At 65.6% G+C, this 16,196-nt stretch carries 17 protein-coding genes and 1 tRNA gene; 6 read left to right on the top strand and 12 right to left on the bottom strand.

Features of this window, described 5'->3' with window-relative positions; genetic code table 11:
* Positions 1–78 precede the first annotated feature (78 nt).
* From ARTH_RS15195 to ARTH_RS15220, 6 genes are all read right to left on the bottom strand, one after another.
* Entirely contained in the window at positions 79–1,170 is a 1,092-nt protein-coding gene (locus ARTH_RS15195; protein WP_011692824.1) for a GNAT family N-acetyltransferase, read from the bottom strand.
* A 138-nt stretch (positions 1,171–1,308) separates the two neighbouring features.
* Complete coding sequence (gene rplA / locus ARTH_RS15200) at positions 1,309–2,016, bottom strand: 50S ribosomal protein L1 (RefSeq protein WP_011692825.1); 708 nt, start codon at positions 2,014–2,016, stop codon at positions 1,309–1,311.
* Positions 2,017–2,192: 176 nt separating this feature from the next.
* Positions 2,193–2,624, bottom strand: a complete 432-nt coding sequence (rplK, locus tag ARTH_RS15205; RefSeq protein ID WP_003803853.1) for a 50S ribosomal protein L11 — start codon at positions 2,622–2,624, stop codon at positions 2,193–2,195.
* A 131-nt stretch (positions 2,625–2,755) separates the two neighbouring features.
* Positions 2,756–3,619, bottom strand: coding sequence for a transcription termination/antitermination protein NusG (nusG, locus tag ARTH_RS15210; protein WP_011692826.1), 864 nt, complete (start codon positions 3,617–3,619; stop codon positions 2,756–2,758).
* A 116-nt stretch (positions 3,620–3,735) separates the two neighbouring features.
* Positions 3,736–4,020 (bottom strand): preprotein translocase subunit SecE, encoded by a 285-nt coding sequence (gene secE, locus ARTH_RS15215; RefSeq protein ID WP_043430893.1) that lies wholly within the window; start codon positions 4,018–4,020, stop codon positions 3,736–3,738.
* 81 nt (positions 4,021–4,101) lie between these two features.
* Positions 4,102–4,174, bottom strand: a tRNA-Trp gene (locus tag ARTH_RS15220).
* A 275-nt stretch (positions 4,175–4,449) separates the two neighbouring features.
* Between ARTH_RS15220 and ARTH_RS15225 the strand changes: the two genes are divergently transcribed.
* Positions 4,450–5,667, top strand: a complete 1,218-nt coding sequence (locus ARTH_RS15225) for a pyridoxal phosphate-dependent aminotransferase (RefSeq protein ID WP_043429960.1) — start codon at positions 4,450–4,452, stop codon at positions 5,665–5,667.
* A 149-nt stretch (positions 5,668–5,816) separates the two neighbouring features.
* On the opposite strand, the gene ARTH_RS15230 is transcribed toward ARTH_RS15225, so the two are convergent.
* Positions 5,817–6,503 carry a LuxR C-terminal-related transcriptional regulator gene (locus tag ARTH_RS15230; RefSeq protein WP_011692829.1) on the bottom strand — a complete coding sequence of 229 codons (687 nt, stop codon included), beginning with the start codon at positions 6,501–6,503 and terminating at the stop codon, positions 5,817–5,819.
* The gene (locus ARTH_RS15235; protein ID WP_011692830.1) at positions 6,500–7,942 is read right to left on the bottom strand and encodes an ATP-binding protein; all 1,443 of its coding nucleotides are present in this window, start codon (positions 7,940–7,942) and stop codon (positions 6,500–6,502) included. Before ARTH_RS15235 ends, ARTH_RS15230 begins: the two co-directional genes overlap by 4 nt.
* Before the next feature lie 124 nt (positions 7,943–8,066).
* Between ARTH_RS15235 and ARTH_RS15240 the strand changes: the two genes are divergently transcribed.
* The 5 genes from ARTH_RS15240 (at position 8,067) to ARTH_RS15260 (ending at position 12,362) form a co-directional block, all read left to right on the top strand.
* Complete coding sequence (locus ARTH_RS15240; RefSeq protein WP_011692831.1) at positions 8,067–9,710, top strand: PspC domain-containing protein; 1,644 nt, start codon at positions 8,067–8,069, stop codon at positions 9,708–9,710.
* 1 nt (position 9,711) lies between these two features.
* Positions 9,712–10,014: a hypothetical protein gene (locus tag ARTH_RS24295; RefSeq protein WP_011692832.1), complete on the top strand. Its 303-nt coding sequence runs from the start codon at positions 9,712–9,714 to the stop codon at positions 10,012–10,014.
* 3 nt (positions 10,015–10,017) lie between these two features.
* On the top strand, positions 10,018–10,275 hold the full coding sequence (locus ARTH_RS15250) for a PspC domain-containing protein (RefSeq protein ID WP_011692833.1): 258 nt from the start codon (positions 10,018–10,020) through the stop codon (positions 10,273–10,275).
* A gap of 172 nt (positions 10,276–10,447) precedes the next feature.
* Positions 10,448–11,473, top strand: coding sequence for a 6-phosphofructokinase (locus ARTH_RS15255; RefSeq protein ID WP_011692834.1), 1,026 nt, complete (start codon positions 10,448–10,450; stop codon positions 11,471–11,473).
* A gap of 130 nt (positions 11,474–11,603) precedes the next feature.
* Positions 11,604–12,362 (top strand): GNAT family N-acetyltransferase, encoded by a 759-nt coding sequence (locus ARTH_RS15260; RefSeq protein WP_011692835.1) that lies wholly within the window; start codon positions 11,604–11,606, stop codon positions 12,360–12,362.
* A 22-nt stretch (positions 12,363–12,384) separates the two neighbouring features.
* Here the strand turns inward: ARTH_RS15260 and ARTH_RS15265 are convergent, their stop codons facing one another.
* The 4 genes from ARTH_RS15265 to ygfZ all read right to left on the bottom strand — a co-directional run bounded on the left by ARTH_RS15265 (position 12,385) and on the right by ygfZ (position 16,176).
* Positions 12,385–13,923 carry a DHA2 family efflux MFS transporter permease subunit gene (locus ARTH_RS15265; protein WP_011692836.1) on the bottom strand — a complete coding sequence of 513 codons (1,539 nt, stop codon included), beginning with the start codon at positions 13,921–13,923 and terminating at the stop codon, positions 12,385–12,387.
* A 34-nt stretch (positions 13,924–13,957) separates the two neighbouring features.
* Complete coding sequence (locus ARTH_RS15270) at positions 13,958–14,521, bottom strand: PadR family transcriptional regulator (RefSeq protein WP_011692837.1); 564 nt, start codon at positions 14,519–14,521, stop codon at positions 13,958–13,960.
* 153 nt (positions 14,522–14,674) lie between these two features.
* Positions 14,675–15,094, bottom strand: coding sequence for an ankyrin repeat domain-containing protein (locus ARTH_RS15275; protein WP_011692838.1), 420 nt, complete (start codon positions 15,092–15,094; stop codon positions 14,675–14,677).
* Positions 15,091–16,176 carry a CAF17-like 4Fe-4S cluster assembly/insertion protein YgfZ gene (gene ygfZ, locus ARTH_RS15280; RefSeq protein WP_011692839.1) on the bottom strand — a complete coding sequence of 362 codons (1,086 nt, stop codon included), beginning with the start codon at positions 16,174–16,176 and terminating at the stop codon, positions 15,091–15,093. Before ygfZ ends, ARTH_RS15275 begins: the two co-directional genes overlap by 4 nt.
* Positions 16,177–16,196: the final 20 nt, after the last annotated feature.

A 16,196-nucleotide genomic window follows, 5' to 3' on the forward strand; every position in this document is an offset into this window, starting at 1 on the left:
CGGGCTTGAAACCAAGCGAATAATTATCGCCAGCATATGCCGGTTTGCGCTGGCATTCCATGCAATGACCGACTCCGGTCACAGCGCCTTCTGCCATTCGCCGTCATACCCCTCCGGGTGGAATCCGAGCGCCACGTTGATGGCCAGCATGTGATCGTTTTCCGCAGCGTTGAACGTGATGATCCGCTCCACCCCCGGGTAGCCGGCGAGCAGACGGCGGATGTTGAGTATCTTGACCAGCATGCCCAGGCGGTGCCCCCGGTGGTGGCTGGCCACCAGGGTATCGTCCTGGTTTGCCAGCCACGGCTTCGCGTCGGACACCTGCAGGACGGAGTACGCGGCCAGTTCTCCCGTGGCCCGGTGCCGGGCGCCGGCCACCAGGGATGCCAGGCCCGCCTTCTGCCATGTATCCTCCACATGGCGGACCCGGGCCACATCCCAGGACTCCTCGTCGTAGTTGAGCGCGCCCACCGGGGTGTCCGTGCTCATACGCGACATAAGGACGGCAAGTTGTTGTGCCAACCCATCCGGGCAGCGGTCTGTCCAGTGCAGCAGTTCGTACTGCTCCCCGGACTTCTCCAGCGCCTCGGTTTCGAGGGCAGCCAGGGTATCCCCTGCGAGGGGCAACTCTAAGGCGCTGAAGCGTTCCACCTGTTCCAGCCTGTAGCCGGCCGCCAGAGCGAAACGCACCCCTCGGGCGGCTGCCGGCACGCCGCCGGTTCCCGTTTCGGGTTTGAGCACCCCGGCACCCCCGGCGTCAAAGTCCGCCGGGTGTTCCGTGAACGTCTGCAAGGTGGTGCATCCGCGTGCCGCCGCCAGCTCTTCGGCATGGCGCAGTAGCGCCCTGCCGATGCCGCGTCCGGAGAACTCCGCCAGGACGTTTACGTGGAGGACTGCGGTGTGGACGTTCTCCTGGATCCCGAAGCGGATCCAGGACCGCGCCACCATTCGCCCGTCCAGCCACACGAAGAAGAGCCGCAACTGCGTGTAGGGGTTGTCGCGCCAGTACTGGAGCCGGGCTTCCTGGGGCGACGAACGGTCCGCATTTCCCCAGGTTTCCAGCACCAGCGCATCGCTGAGTTCCCCGAACTCCCGGAATGCGCCTGCATCCGGAGAGTCGACGGCCGCGGGCAGGACGAGGGGTTCGATGAGGTACGGCAGTGCAGTCACGGAGACAGCCTAACCGCCTGCCGGACCGCATCATACGAAAGGTCCCGGCCAACGCGGGTGCCGGCAAACGAAAGGACCCGGACGCAGAAAGACCGTCCCACAGCTGCGGGACGGTCTTTCTGGCGGAACCGGCGAGGATTAGACCTCGGTCAGGACCTTGGTGACGTTGGGGTCAACCGAAATACCCGGGCCGAACGTGGTAGCCACGGTGGCCTTCTGGATGTAGCGGCCCTTGGAAGCGGAGGGCTTCAGGCGAAGGACCTCTTCCAGTGCGGCTGCGTAGTTCTCAGCCAGCTTGATGGCGTCGAACGAAACCTTGCCGATGATGAAGTGCAGGTTGGAGTGCTTGTCGACGCGGAAGTCGATCTTGCCGCCCTTGATGTCGTTGACAGCCTTGGTGACGTCGGGAGTCACGGTGCCGGTCTTCGGGTTCGGCATCAGGTTACGCGGACCCAGAACCTTACCGAGGCGGCCAACCTTGCCCATGAGGTCAGGGGTAGCGACGGCTGCGTCGAAGTCGGTCCAGCCTGCTGCGATCTTTTCGATCAGGTCATCGGAACCAACGAAGTCGGCGCCGGCAGCGATTGCTGCTTCTGCCTTGTCGCCCGTTGCGAAGACGAGGACGCGGGCAACCTTACCGGTGCCGTGGGGCAGGTTAACGGTGCCGCGGACCATCTGGTCGGCCTTACGCGGGTCTACACCCAGGCGGAAAGCGACCTCAACGGTGGCGTCGAACTTGGACGGGTTGGTGTCCTTGGCCAGCGTCACTGCCTCGAACGGCGCGTAGAACTTCTCCGCGTCGATCTTGGCGGCGGCTGCCTCATATGCTTTGCTGCGCTTTGCCATGCTGCTTATTCTCCTTGTGCAGTTGTGGTCTGCGGACCGCGCTGGGCCCTGCCACAGTTGGATGATCGGGCTGGATCTCCAACATTTCAATGATTCAGTGGTGCCGGTCTCCCGGCGGTGCCGTCCGGCGTCGTAGTCGGTTGTCCGAATACGCGAGCCGCATCAGCGGTGGGGAATTAACCCTCGACGGTGATACCCATGGAACGGGCGGTGCCGGCGATGATCTTCGCTGCGCCTTCGAGGCTGGTGGCGTTGAGGTCTTCCATCTTGGTGGAGGCGATCTCGTTGACCTGGGCCTGGGTCAGCTTGGCAACCTTGACGGTGTGCGGGGTAGCTGAACCCTTGGCGACGCCTGCAGCCTTTTTGATGAGCTCTGCAGCCGGCGGGGTCTTGGTGATGAACGTGAACGAGCGGTCTTCGTAGACCGTGATTTCAACAGGAATAACGTTGCCGCGCTGGGCTTCCGTCGCAGCGTTGTACGCCTTGCAGAATTCCATGATGTTGACACCGTGCTGGCCAAGCGCAGGACCGATCGGCGGGGCCGGGTTGGCGGCACCTGCCTGGATCTGCAGCTTGATGAGGCCGGTGACCTTCTTCTTGGGAGCCAATGTAGGGTCCTTCTCTCAATTACGTCCTGGGACACAGGAGCGTGCCTCAGGTTGGTGGCCGCCATGGCGAGGCGGCCGGCCGCTTCGTGGCTGCTAAGCGGGCAGCCCCGGAGCGAATTCTGTGGGTGTTGCTAGATCTTGGTGACCTGGTTGAATGCCAGGGTGACCGGGGTCTCACGCTCGAAGATGGAGACCAGTACCACGAGGGTCTGGGAATCGACCTTGATCTCGGAGATCGTGGCGGGGAGGGTCTCGAACGGACCTTCCTTGACGATGACGGACTCGCCGACCTCGAAGTCGACGTCCACGGGAGCCGCAGCGTGCTTGACCGGCTTGCCCTTCTCGGCCTGCTCTTCTTCGAAGACGGGGGCGAGCATGGAGAAGACCTCGTCGAGGCGGAGCGGTACGGGGTTGTGGGCGTTGCCCACGAAGCCGGTGACACCCGGGGTGTGCCGGACGGCACCCCACGAGGCATCCGTAAGGTCCATGCGGACCAGCACGTAGCCGGGGATGCGAACGCGGTTGATGACCTTGCGCTGGGCGTTCTTGATCTCCACGACTTCTTCCATGGGAACCTGGATTTCGAAGATGTAATCTTCCATGTCCAGGGTCTGGATGCGGGTTTCAAGGTTGGCCTTCACGCGGTTTTCGTAACCTGCGTAAGAATGGATGACGTACCAGTCGCCTTCCTGGCGGCGCAGCTTGGCCTTGAATTCCTCAGCCGGATCAACCTCTGCCTTAGCGGCCGCGGCGGCCAAGGCGTCAGCCTCATCTTCGTCGGATTCAGCGGCTTCGCCAGTTTCGGCGTCAGCAACTTCATCGCGCGCGGCGTCGTCAGCATCAGCGTCAGCGTCGGCCTCAGAGGAATCGTCGATGGAATCGGGCGCAGCAGACTCAACCTCGGACTCTTCCCCGGCTACCGCCGCGGCGTCTGTCGTATTGTCCGTGGACCCATCCAGCTCAGTCTCAGTTACCTCGAGCTCCTGCTCAGACACTTGGTCTCCTGCTTCCTCATTGCCTAACATGCCTATTTAAATGGCTCAATTCCGCACACCCCGTGAACGCTTCCGGATTATCGGGAGCATGCCACGCAGTCTGCGGACGGATCGCCTTAGCGGTCCGTGGGGCCTGTGCCGCCGAAGACCCAGCTCACTCCGGTCCCGAAAGCCAAGTCCAGGACGGTAACAATGAGCATCATGATGATCACGAACACCAGCACCACGAGCGTGTAGTTGATCAGTTCCTTGCGGGTGGGTGCTACGACCTTCTTCAGTTCGCCGATGACCTGGCGGATGAAGAGTGCGATGCGAGCGAAGAAGCCGGATTTGGCGGCATTCTTGGCGGGGCGGCCCTTGGAGCTGCTTGCAGCCGTTTCGGTCACCTGGTCCTCACTCATCCTCGCAAATGTCGGATACCCGGCTCTGAACTGAACCATGGTTGCTGCGCTGGCTCCGGCTAACCGCCGGAACCGCTTGCGCAGGGCAGACAGGACTCGAACCTGCAACCTGCGGTTTTGGAGACCGCTGCGCTACCAATTGCGCCACTACCCTATGGATCGAAAACCAAACACACCACACATCCCGCAGACTTCACGGGGCGCAGGGCATCATCGTGTTTTCAACACCGGAGAACTAGTCTACGCAACAACTGCGCTTACGTCGAACCAGCCTCATTTCGGACCTTCTTCGCGGCTGCCAGTGCCTGCCGACCGGGACACGGTCACATTCCTGGCCGTCACGCTGAACGATCCGCTGAACAGCATAGAGTAGATCTCGTCGAATCCCACATCCAGCCATCGAGCTGCAAGCGAAGAATGGACCCCGCCATGCCTGCCGCCCGCGTTTCCCAACGCATTTCCGCTATTGCCGAATCCGCCACCCTGGCCGTCGATGCCAAGGCCAAGGCACTCAAGGCAGCCGGACGGCCGGTCATCGGCTTCGGCGCCGGGGAACCCGACTTCCCGACCCCTGGCTACATTGTGCAGGCCGCCATTGAGGCCGCCGGCCAGCCGAAGTACCACCGCTACTCCCCCGCCGGAGGGCTGCCGGAACTCAAGCAGGCCATTGCGGACAAGACGTTCCGGGACTCCGGCTACAAGGCCCAGGCGTCGCAGATCCTGGTCACCAACGGCGGCAAGCAGGCCGTCTACAACACCTTCGCCACGCTGGTTGATCCGGGCGATGAGATCATTGTTCCCACGCCGTTCTGGACCACCTACCCGGAAGCCATCCGGCTGGCCGGCGGTGTGCCGGTGGAGGTCTTCGCCGGCCCGGAACAGGACTACCTGGTCACCGTGGAGCAGCTGGAAGCGGCCCTGACCGAGCGCACCAAAATCCTGCTGTTCGTCTCGCCGTCCAACCCCACCGGTTCCGTGTACTCGCCGGAGCAGGTCCGCGAAATCGGTTTGTGGGCCGCGTCCAAGGGACTGTGGGTGGTCACCGACGAAATCTACGAGCACCTCACCTATGACGGCGTTCCCTTCACATCCATTGCCACGGCGGTTCCCGAACTCGGCGACAAGGTGGTCATCCTCAACGGCGTCGCCAAGACCTACGCCATGACCGGCTGGCGGGTGGGCTGGATGATCGGTCCGGCCGACGTCATCAAGGCGGCCACCAACCTGCAGTCCCACGCCACGTCCAACGTCTCCAACATCATGCAGATCGCGGCCCTCGCCGCCGTCTCCGGCCCGCTCACCGCGGTGGACGAGATGAAGGTGGCCTTCGACCGCCGCCGGAAGGCGATTGTCGCCGGCCTGAACGCCATCGACGGCGTGGAATGCCCGACGCCGAAGGGCGCCTTTTACGTCTACGCGGACGTCCGTGGCCTGCTGGGCAAGGAATTCGAGACGGCGAACGGAACCGTCCGCCCGCAGACTTCCGCCGAGCTCGCTGCGCTCATCCTGGATGAGGTGGAGGTTGCGGTTGTCCCGGGCGAGGCATTCGGACCCTCAGGCTACCTGCGGCTCTCCTACGCCCTTGGCGACGACGATCTCGCCACCGGAGTGGCACGGCTCCAGGGCTTCCTCGGCAAGGCCAAATAGGCACGCTCTCTCACGTTTGGCAGCAAAAACACGGACGCTCTCTCACCGGCAAACTGGTCACCGGTGAGAGAGCGTTCGTGTTTGGGCGACAGGAAGTGAGAGAGCGTCTGTGTTTGGGCGACAGGAAGTGAGAGAGCGTCCGGGGCGCGCTAGAGGAGCCGGCGTTCGGCCGCCCATTTGGTCAGTTCGTGGCGGCTGGAAAGCTGCAGCTTCCGCAGCACGGCGGACACGTGGGTTTCCACGGTCTTGATGGAAATGAACAGCTCCTTGGCCACTTCCTTGTAGCTGTAGCCCCTCGCGATCAGCCGCATGACCTCCAGCTCACGGGCGGAGAGGCGGTCCAGTTCGTCGCCGGCGATATCTGCCGGTGCCGTGCCGAACGCATCCAGCACGAAACCCGCCAAACGGGGCGAAAAGACGGCGTCACCGCCGGCCACCCGCAATACGGCGTCACTGATTTCCGTGCCGGAGATGCTCTTGGTCACGTATCCGCGGGCGCCGGCGCGGATGACCGAAACGACATCTTCAGCGGCGTCCGAGACGCTAAGTGCGAGGAATCGGGTGGTGCCCAGCAGCGCGGCGGAACCGGCGATCACCTCGCGGCCGCCGCCGCCCAGCCCGCCGGGGAGGTGCACGTCCAGCAGGACCACCTCGGGCCGGGTCTGCGCGATCACGGCGATGGCCTGTTCAACCGTTCCGGCTTCGCCCACCACGGTGACCCGGGCGTCCAGGTCCGCTTTGAGCCCCGACCGGAAAATGGCGTGATCGTCCACGATGACCACCCGGATCGCCGGGGTGCCACCCGCTTCGGCACTCCCTGGTACGACGTTGTTCACGACTTTCCCTCTCCGTTGTCCGCGGCGTCGGAGGGCAGCCTGAGCCTTACCTCCGTGCCGTCCGAGCTGCTGCTGATGACCGCAGTTCCACCGTGCCGGTTCATCCGACCGACAATCGATTCCCGGACCCCCATGCGGTCCTCCGGAACCGACTGCGGGTCAAAACCGGGGCCGCGGTCCTTCACGTAAACTTCCGCGCCGCCGTCGGCCACCTCAAGATACACGGATACCGCGCCGCCGCCGTGGCGGGACGCATTCACCATGGCCTCGCGGCTGGCCTGGACCAGGGCCTCATGCCTCGGGGTCATGGCGGTGTCTCCCACGGTGACCACGTCCACGGCATGGCCCAGGGTATCCTCAACCTCCGCGGCGGCGGCCCTGATGCGCTCCGAGAGCTGCCCGGCCTCCTTGCCGGGATCACGGTAGAGCCAGCCCCGCAACTCGCGTTCCTGTGCGCGGGCCAGCCGTAAGACGTCGTGCTCATTGCCGGCCCGGCGCTGGATCAACGCGAGCGTCTGCAGGACGGAGTCATGCAGGTGGGCGGCAATCTCCGCCCGCTCGGTCGCCCGGACGCGGCCTGCGCGCTCGGCTTCAAGGTCCCGCCAGAACTTCAGGCCCCACGGAAGCAGCACCAGGGCCACGCCGCCAAGGACCGCCACGGAGGCCAGCAGCGCCAGCCAGGTCTGTTCCCAGGAACCGGAGCCGGACACCATCACCAGTACGCCCGCCACTACCAGGGCCAGCCCGGCGGCCAGCCTGGCCCAACCGCCGGCTTGATCTGCCTTGGTCTTGTCGAGGAGTCCGGCCCTGCGCGTTTCGTCCAGCTGGATCCACGCGATGGCCGCCCCGCCAAGAATCGCCGCGGCCGGGATGAGCGTCCCGAGCGGGACGTCCACACCCAGCATGCGTGCGATCAGGATTCCGCCCGCCAGCAGCAGGCCGGCGCCCAGGAGCACTTCCTTGCCGTACGGCATGCTCCGCATGCGGAACCACGGAGCTGTGGCCGCCGTCCCACCGGCGGGCCCCCGGCTGGTGCCAGCCGTGGTCCCACCGCTGGCCCCCTGGCCGGATCCGGAGGCTAAGCCCTGATCCGGCGCACCGGGCAGGGTGGCCGTGCCCGGGAAGGCGGCTACGCCGGGCATTGGCGCGGCAACAAAGTCCATTGGTACGGGCAGCTGCCCCGGTGCGCTGACGGCCGGCGCAATGGGCGACGTCGGGCGGCGGGCGGTCCGCTTCGCGTTCTCGTCCGCAGTAGGAACCATGATCCAGAGCCACGCATAGAACGCCAGCCCTGCCCCGCCGGCGAGCGCCGCCACCGCCATGCCGATCCGGACCATCCGTACCGGCCAGCCCAGGTGGGCGGCCAGGCCCGCACAGACGCCTGCGATAACGCGGTCGCTGCTGCGGACCAGCGGAGGGCGGGTAAAGGCCGTTGTCATGTGTCAATCCAAACACGGATCAGGGTTCCGGATGCCTGATTCCAGACGGAACCGGGGTTCAGTCAGGGGTAGCTCAGGGTGTTCCCCAATGGAGCGCGGCCGGCGCGGACGGCAGGATCGAAGTATGAACTCGCACAATGCACACCCAGATGAAGATCCGCTGCCGTCCGGCCGTCCCGGTTCCGGTTCCGCCACGCCAGCTGAAGGCGATTCCGACGGCGGCGCCCCCTCCGTCCAGGACGGTTCCGGCTCAGGTTCCGGCGCCGGCTCCGGCTACGACTCAGTCTCCGGTTCCGGCTCGGACTCCACGCAGGGCAGCTTCCCCGGCGGTCCGCCACCGCTGTATCCCGGCGCCCAGTTTCCCGGCACCCAGTACCCGGGCGACCAGCTCCCCCCTTCCCCGCCGGCGGGTGCCCCCTACGCTTACCCCCAGCCCCAGTCCCAGCCCCAGAACTTCTTCTACTGGGTCCGGAGCCACGGCATCCACCGCGGACGGGACCGCTGGATAGGCGGGGTGGCCAGCGGCATCGCACACCGGCTGGGCGTCGATCCGCTGATCGTGCGGGGCGTCTTCATTGTCCTGTCGATTTTCGCAGGCATCGGAGTGCTGCTCTACGGAATCGCCTGGGCCCTACTGCCGGAGCCCGATGGCCGCATCCATGTGCAGGAAGCCGGCGCCGGACGCTGGTCCACCGGCATGACCGGGGCCCTTATCACCACGGTGATCGGCTTTCCCAGCCTGGGCAGCGGATTCTGGGGCTGGGAGCGGAACGGATTCGGCGGCTTCTTCTGGACAGTCTTCTGGATAGCCGGCGCCATCTATCTCATCTACTACCTCTCGCAACGCGACAAGGCCACCACCGGAGCGCCCATCATGAACACCCCATCAGACACCGGGGCGGCCGCCGGCGGAACCGCCTTTGCAGCCACGTCGCCGGCCGGCACCTCATCCACTGCCCCGGGCATGCCCTACGAGCCCGGCGCCTACTCCGGCGGCCCGTATACCGGCAGCTCCCACGCCGGCGGTCCCTCCGCCGGCGGTCCCTACAACGGAGGCGCTCCCGGCTCGGGCGGCTACGGCGCCACCCCGCCCTACGGCGGCGGGTACGGCGGCCCGTCCGCTCCCGCCCCCAAGGCGCCGAATCTTGGCCCGGGTGCCCCTGCAGTGGCGGTAACTGCAGGCCTTGCTCTGCTGGTGGGCGGCGGCATCAAAGCCCTCGAAGCCCTCAATGTCATCAACCTCGGTGACGCCACCAACGCCGTGGTGTGGGCCAGCGGCGCCGCCGTCCTGGGCCTCGGCATCCTGGTGGCAGGACTCAGGGGCCGGACGTCCGGCATCCTTGGATTCTTTGCCGTAGTGGCCCTCATCGTTGGCGGAATTTTCAACGTGGTGCCCAACGGAGACCGCTTCCGCTTCCAGGACGCCAACTGGAACCCGGCCAGTATCGAACAGGCGCGGGAAGGCTTCGACATCACCGGGGGCAGCGGAATAGCCGACCTGACGCGGCTGAACATTACCCCGCCGCTGGGCACCGACGTCGTCATTCCCATGGATGTCACTGCCAGCAACCTGACCGTCATCATTCCGGACACCGTTCCCGTGGAAATCCGCGCGGACATGACCCTGGGCAACCTCAATGAAGGCTCGCAGAACCACGGTGGCATGACCACCAAGCAGAGCAATTACAACACCGACAAGCCGGGCGCCGCGCTCATCCTCGAGATCGACGGCACTATGAGCAACATCACCATCCAGGAAGGAAACTGACATGAGCAGCTACGAACCTGCCCCGGACACTGTCCCGCAGCCTGCGGCCTCGCCGGCCGAATCGTCACGTAGTGCAGGAGCACGGCACGGCGGCCAGTCGCCGGCTCGGGTGGGCACAGTAGTCTGGGGCCTCATCGTCCTGGCGCTGGCGGCGTTGATCATCATCGGCCAGCTCGGCATCGTGGTCCTGAACGGAACCTACGTGCTGATCGGCCTGATGATCGGCGCCGGTGCCGCACTGGTGGTTGGCGGGCTCCTCTCAGCCCGCGGACGTGACAAAGAATCCACAACAGGGAAGTCTTGAGCCATGGATAAGTTCTTCAGCATCGTCAGGGGCCTTGGCCTGAAACGCGGACCGCAGCGTTGGTTGGGCGGCGTGTGCGGCGGCATCGCCGCAAAGCTCAACGTGGACGTCGCGTTCGTCCGGATCGCGTTCCTGCTTCTCAGCCTCCTGCCCGGCCCGGCATTCGTGTTCTACCTCGCAGCGTGGCTCATCCTCCCGGACCAGCGAAACGCCATTATCCTGCAGTCTTTCCTGGACAAACGATCGATTAACGGATCCTGACCACGAGGACCAAGGGCCCCTGCTCTCCGGAGCGGGGGCCTTTTTCGTTCGCCATGGATGAGCTGCCCTTTGTAACCGGTTTGTGTCGTAACCCACACTCACCACTAGAATCTAGGTGAGCTCAGCGTGGCGCTCTGCCTGTACACCCCCTCACCAGGATTTGAGCCGAGACATGAAAATTGGAATTCTCACCAGCGGTGGCGACTGCCCCGGACTGAACGCCGTTATCCGCGGTGCCGTCCTCAAAGGAATCGCCATCCACGGCCACGAATTCGTAGGATTCCTCGACGGCTGGCGCGGCGTCGTCGAAGGCGACGTGATCGACATTCCCCGAACCATGGTCCGCGGCATCGCGAAGCAGGGCGGCACCATCCTCGGCACGTCCCGGACCAACCCGTTCGAAAACGGCGGCGGGCCCGATGTCATCAAGGGCCACATGGACCGGCTCGGCATCGACGCGATCATCGCCATCGGCGGCGAAGGTACGCTGGCCGCAGCCAAGCGGCTGACCGACGCCGGACTGAAGATCGTCGGCGTTCCCAAGACAGTGGACAACGACCTTGACGCGACGGACTACACGTTCGGCTTCGACACAGCTGTCCAGATCGCCACCGAGGCCATAGACCGCCTCCGCACCACCGGTGAATCGCACCACCGTTGCATGATCGCCGAAGTCATGGGCCGCCACGTGGGCTGGATTGCCCTGCACGCGGGCATGGCATCCGGCGCACACGCCATCCTCATTCCGGAGCAGAAGGCCTCCATGGACCAGATCACCGAGTGGGTGCAGGAAGCCCATGACCGTGGCCGCGCGCCCTTGGTGGTTGTGGCTGAGGGCTTCGTTCCGGAAGGCCAGGAAACGCCGCACTCCGAGCGCGGCCTGGACACCTTCGGACGCCCGCGGCTGGGCGGCATCGCCGAAATGCTGGCTCCCGAGCTTGAGGCACGCACCGGTATTGAGACCCGGGCCACCGTCCTGGGTCACATCCAGCGCGGCGGCGTCCCGTCCGCATTCGACCGAGTCCTGGCCACGCGGCTGGGCATGGCCGCCATCGACTCCGTTGTGGACCAGCGCTGGGGCACCATGGTGTCCCTCAACGGCACGGACATTGTGCACGTCGGCTTCGACGCCGCCCTGGGCAACCTCAAGAGCGTTCCGCAGCACCGCTACGACGAGGCCGCCGTCCTCTTCGGCTAGGGCGACCAGCCGCAGCAGCGCGAACGGACAGTCAAGGCCGCCACGTCGGTGCCCTGACTGTCCGTTCGCGCTTCAAGAGTCAGGCCGCAAGTGTCCGCTCGCGCTTCCCTCGGCTCGGTAGGGTTGAGTCATGACTCTCGACCCCGGTTCCGCAGACATCATCCAGCTGGCATGGGCCCGCCATTTGGGCCTCGATGACGGCGCCTTTGCGGCGGTCCGGAAGCTCGACGCCGATGCGGCGGTTTCCGGGGCGGGCTCGCTGGCAGCGGGCGCACGGATCACGCGGGCTGACGAGTCCCGGAAATCAGTGGATTTTGTGCGGTTGTTCGGCGCATCGGCCCTCGTGGGGCCCCAGTGGGTAATCGACGCCGCAAAAGATATCCCGGACGAGGACCTCGCCCAACACGTGACGCTCCTGACCATCACCCGGCAGCATGGCGGCCACGGCGAGGGCGCAGCCGCCCTCTTCTTCGCCGACGATCTCCCCCTGCGCCAGCCGGCCGAGGAGCTGACCGTCTCGCACGGGAATCCCGAAGCCATCGAGCTGGAGGGCTTGTGTCCGCCGGATGACGTCAACGAAGTGAGATTGTCCGATCTCGAACACCGGTTCACCATCCTGCGCGATGACAACGGCCGCAAAGTCCCGGTTGCCTGTGGCGCCTACTCCGAGTGGGAGGGCATCCTGGCCCAGATGGGGGTCCTCGTGGATCCCGACTGGCGGCGCCGGGGGCTCGGCTCCCTGGCGGCATCGATAGCCGCCCATGAGGCCCTGGCGGCGGGGCTCACCTTGCAGTGGCGCTCGGACGTCAGCAACAAGGGCGCACTGGCAATAGCGCGCAGCCTCGGATTCTCGACCGGCGGCATCCACACCAGCGTGCTGCTGGGCTGACCGGAATCAGCCCGGCACACGCTTAGGCGGACTTGGTCTGCGCTGATTCGGCTTCGGTTGACGCTGAGCCTTCCGCCGGCGCGGGGGCACCGGACCCACCCCAGTTCTGAACCGCCTTGGGTTTGGCGAAGAACAGCGCCACGGCCGCGCCAAGCAGGATCACCGCCGCCGGCAGCAGGATGGACTGGCCCATCGCCGTCGAGAACCCTTCATGCAGCGCCTCGGGCAGTGTGCCGCCGAATGCCATGGGGCTGGCCTCGCCGGAACCGTCCGGTGCCGCCGGAAGCTCCGCCGCGAGGCGCGCCTGGATCAATACCGCAATGGCCGCGCTGCCCAGCACCGCGCCGATCTGTCGGGTGGTGTTGTAGACGCCCGAGCCGGCGCCTGCCTGGCGCGGCGGCAGGTTCCGGGTGGCTGTGGAGCTCAGCGGCGCCCAGATGCCCGCGTTGGCGAACCCCAGCACGGCACTGGGCAGCAGGAACAGCCAGATGGGTGTGTCGGGATGCATCAGGGAAGAATTCCAGAACAGCGCCACGGACATCAGGACCAGGCCGGCCGCGGTGATGTACTTCGGATTGACCCGGTCAATAATCCGTCCGACAACCGGCGCCAGCCCACCCGATATCAGTGCCATCGGCACCATCATCAGGGCCGACTGCGTAGGTGTCAGGCCCCGGACCACCTGGTAGTAGAAGATCAGCGGGAGGCTGAATGCCGTCACCGTGAAGCCCACGGTGGTGATACCTATATTGGCCAGCGAGAAGTTTCGGTCCTTGAACAGTGAAAGCGGGAGAAGCGGCTCGCCCTTGTTGAACCGCTGCCACAGCACAAAACCCACCAGGACCACAAGCCCGGCGATGATCAGGCTCCACACCGTAACGGGGCCGGTGATGGTGCCCCAGTTGTACGTCTCGCCTTCCTGGATGCCGAACACCAGCAGGAAGAGCCCGACGGCGCTGAGCAGCACGCCGGGGATGTCGAACTTGTGCGGGTGGGTGCTCAGTGTAGGGACGAAGCGCTGTGCCAGGATGAACCCGACGATTCCCACTGGCACATTGATGAAGAAGATCCACTCCCAGCCCAGGCCGTCCACCAGGACGCCGCCCAGGATCGGCCCCACCAGCGTGGCGACACCCGCTGTGGCACCCCAGATCCCCATGGCAGCGCCGCGCCTGTCCGGCGGGAAGATCCGGGTGATCACCGCCATGGTCTGGGGCGTCATAATTGCGGCACCAAAGCCTTGGACCACGCGGGCCAGGATGAGGGTCTGGACATCCCCTGACAACCCGCACCACAGGGACGCCAGGGTGAACACCACCAGGCCCGTGAGGTAAAGCCTCTTGGGCCCGAACCGGTCGCCCAGCCGGCCGGTGATCAGCAGCGGCACGGCGTAGGCCAGCAGGTAGGCGCTGGTCACCCAGATGACGGAATTGATGTCAGCGTTCAGGCCTTCCATGATCCGGGGGTTGGCCACCGAGACGATGGTGGTGTCGATCAGGATCATAAAGAAACCGATCACCAGGGACCAGAGGGCCGGCCACGGCCTAGCTACGTGTTCCATGTGAATCCTTCAGGTGTGGTTGTGGTGTGGTCTGCTACCAGGGGAGTTCCCCGGAGCGGAGCTGGTCCTGCAGGCTGCGTATCCAGCCCATCTCGGACCGCAGCATGGTCTGTTGGTACTGGAGGTCAATCCAGTACTTGCGTGCAACGTCCTTCGTCCGGACGGCCGATTCGGCTGTCTGCAGAAACTCCAGTTGTTCCTGCAGCAGGACCAGCCGTCGGTCCAGGAGGTCCAGGACGACGCCGGCGGGCAAGTTGTAGGCCTCGGCCACGGCCAGCGGGAACGACGGATATTCGTTGACCGGCTCGGCGAGCATGTCCTGCAGGCGGGCCGTCAGGGCCTCGCGGCCGGCGGGCGTGATCCGGTAGGTGGTCCGTTCCGGCCGGTTGCCCTCCCGGTCCGTTCCGGCAGCCTCCACCAGGCCCCGCTCTTCGAGCCTGCCGACGGCGTGATAGAGCGTTCCCGGGCGCACCTTGACCAGGCGGTCTTCGTGCCTGGCCATCAGGAGCTGGTACATCTCGTACGGGTGCATCGGTTCTTCAACGAGGAGCGACAGGGCAGAGATGCCGAGCGGCGTCAGCGGGGCCGATCGGGGCATTGTTCCGGCCACTCCCCTGCCTCACTCCCCACTTTTCGACGACACCTAGGCTAATATTCGGCTCCAACTATTCCACATGGAATATTAGGGCGCAAGAAAGCCCGCGCATCCTAGGACCCGCGGGCTCCCGGCCGTCCGGTTTGCCGGCCGGGGTCAGCCGAGCAGGGCCTGGATATCGGTCCTTGCAAACATCTCTGCCGCTGCGCGTGCGGACGGCGTTCCGGCATCCGGATCGGCGCCTGCTCCCAGGAGCGCCTCGGCGACGTCTGTGTAGCCCTTGAAGGCCGCGCCGGCGAGCGGCGTCTGACCGCGGTCGTTGATGGCGTTGGCATCGGCACCATGCTGCAGGAGCAGCTGCACCGCCGGGGCGTGGCCGTGGTATGCAGCCAGCATCAACAGGGAGTCGCCGGAGGCGTTGGCCATGTTGGCCGGCGCGCCTGCATCGAGGTAGCTGCCCAGGAGCGCAGCGTCGCCCTGACGTGCCGCGTCAAAGAGGGCGTGCGCAAGGGCCAGCGTTTCTTCGTCGGGGCCTGTGGTGTCTCCCGGGTTGTCAGGCATCGCATTGTCAGTCATCGGTGTGTTCCCTTCAGGAATCCGGTCTGGCGGCCCACCACTTGACCGGCGTCGGGAGCCACAATGACTTCCTGCGCGGCCGTGTAGGGTTCGTCGCCGTCTACGACCGTCAGTATTTCATCCGGAGAGACCGAACGCTTTATGACCGCCAGCGCGATCGGACCCATCTCGTAGTGCTGCACCACGGAGGTCACCGTCCCCACTTTGCGCTCCCCCAGGCGTACTTCGCTGCCCACGGCCGGGAGGGTGTGCTGCGAGCCGTCCAGCTGGAGGAAGACCAGCCGGCGCGGCGGATGGCCCAGGTTGTGCACACGGGCGACCGTCTCCTGGCCCTTGTAGCACCCTTTGGCCAGGTGGACGGCGGTGCGCAGGAGGTCAAGCTCATGCGGAATAGTCTTGTCATCCGTTTCCGCGCCAAGACGGGGACGCCAGGCGGCGATGCGCAGCGCTTCGGCGGCCCAAACCCCGGCCAGCGGGCGGTCACCCACGGTGGCTTCGAGTTCCGCAGCCGGCACCAGGTATTCAAACCATGGCCGCTCCATGCCCGGGTGTGATTCCTCCGCGACGACCGAGTAGGCGTAGCCACCGGCTCCCACATGCGGCCAGGGGTCTTCCCACACTTTCAGGCCGGACCACTCCTCAACCCGCCGCGTGGACCCGAGGACGGCCCAGTCGTCGGAAACATCCGCAATTTCGACGCGGAGCATGAACTTCATCCGGTTCAGCCACTCCGCCAGCGGTGCCGCTTCGGCGGCCTCCACGATCAGCCAGGTGGTCCCGCCGTCGTCAATCACCCGCGCGTCAAACTCAATGCGGCCCTGGACGCTGAGCAGCAGCAGTTCGCTGGACTCCCCCGGCGCAAGGTTGGTGACCTGCTGGGACGACAGGGTGTTGAGCCAGTTCAGGCGGTCCGGACCGGAGACGGTGACCACGCCGCGGTGGGAAAGGTCGACGACGGCGGTGCCGGCTGCCAGCGCCCGCTGCTCCCGCAGCGGTTCACCATAATGCGATGCGACGCCGGAGTCCGCACCGCCGGCCTCGACGGCGCCCGGGCGCGACAACAGGGGGCTCTTGATAGTCATATGTAGTAGAAGTCCTAACG

The sequence above is a fragment of the Arthrobacter sp. FB24 genome (genome assembly GCF_000196235.1).
Lineage (GTDB): Bacteria > Actinomycetota > Actinomycetes > Actinomycetales > Micrococcaceae > Arthrobacter.

Coding starts and splice junctions, on each gene's coding strand:
- rplA (WP_011692825.1), bottom strand. CDS start 2,016: ATGGCAAAGCGCAGCAAAGCATATGAGGCAGCCGCCGCCAAGATCGAC.
- secE (WP_043430893.1), bottom strand. CDS start 4,020: ATGAGTGAGGACCAGGTGACCGAAACGGCTGCAAGCAGCTCCAAGGGC.
- ARTH_RS15225 (WP_043429960.1), top strand. CDS start 4,450: ATGCCTGCCGCCCGCGTTTCCCAACGCATTTCCGCTATTGCCGAATCC.
- ARTH_RS15235 (WP_011692830.1), bottom strand. CDS start 7,942: ATGACAACGGCCTTTACCCGCCCTCCGCTGGTCCGCAGCAGCGACCGC.
- ARTH_RS15240 (WP_011692831.1), top strand. CDS start 8,067: ATGAACTCGCACAATGCACACCCAGATGAAGATCCGCTGCCGTCCGGC.
- ARTH_RS24295 (WP_011692832.1), top strand. CDS start 9,712: ATGAGCAGCTACGAACCTGCCCCGGACACTGTCCCGCAGCCTGCGGCC.
- ARTH_RS15250 (WP_011692833.1), top strand. CDS start 10,018: ATGGATAAGTTCTTCAGCATCGTCAGGGGCCTTGGCCTGAAACGCGGA.
- ARTH_RS15255 (WP_011692834.1), top strand. CDS start 10,448: ATGAAAATTGGAATTCTCACCAGCGGTGGCGACTGCCCCGGACTGAAC.
- ARTH_RS15260 (WP_011692835.1), top strand. CDS start 11,604: ATGACTCTCGACCCCGGTTCCGCAGACATCATCCAGCTGGCATGGGCC.
- ARTH_RS15265 (WP_011692836.1), bottom strand. CDS start 13,923: ATGGAACACGTAGCTAGGCCGTGGCCGGCCCTCTGGTCCCTGGTGATC.
- ARTH_RS15270 (WP_011692837.1), bottom strand. CDS start 14,521: ATGCCCCGATCGGCCCCGCTGACGCCGCTCGGCATCTCTGCCCTGTCG.
- ARTH_RS15275 (WP_011692838.1), bottom strand. CDS start 15,094: ATGACTGACAATGCGATGCCTGACAACCCGGGAGACACCACAGGCCCC.
- ygfZ (WP_011692839.1), bottom strand. CDS start 16,176: ATGACTATCAAGAGCCCCCTGTTGTCGCGCCCGGGCGCCGTCGAGGCC.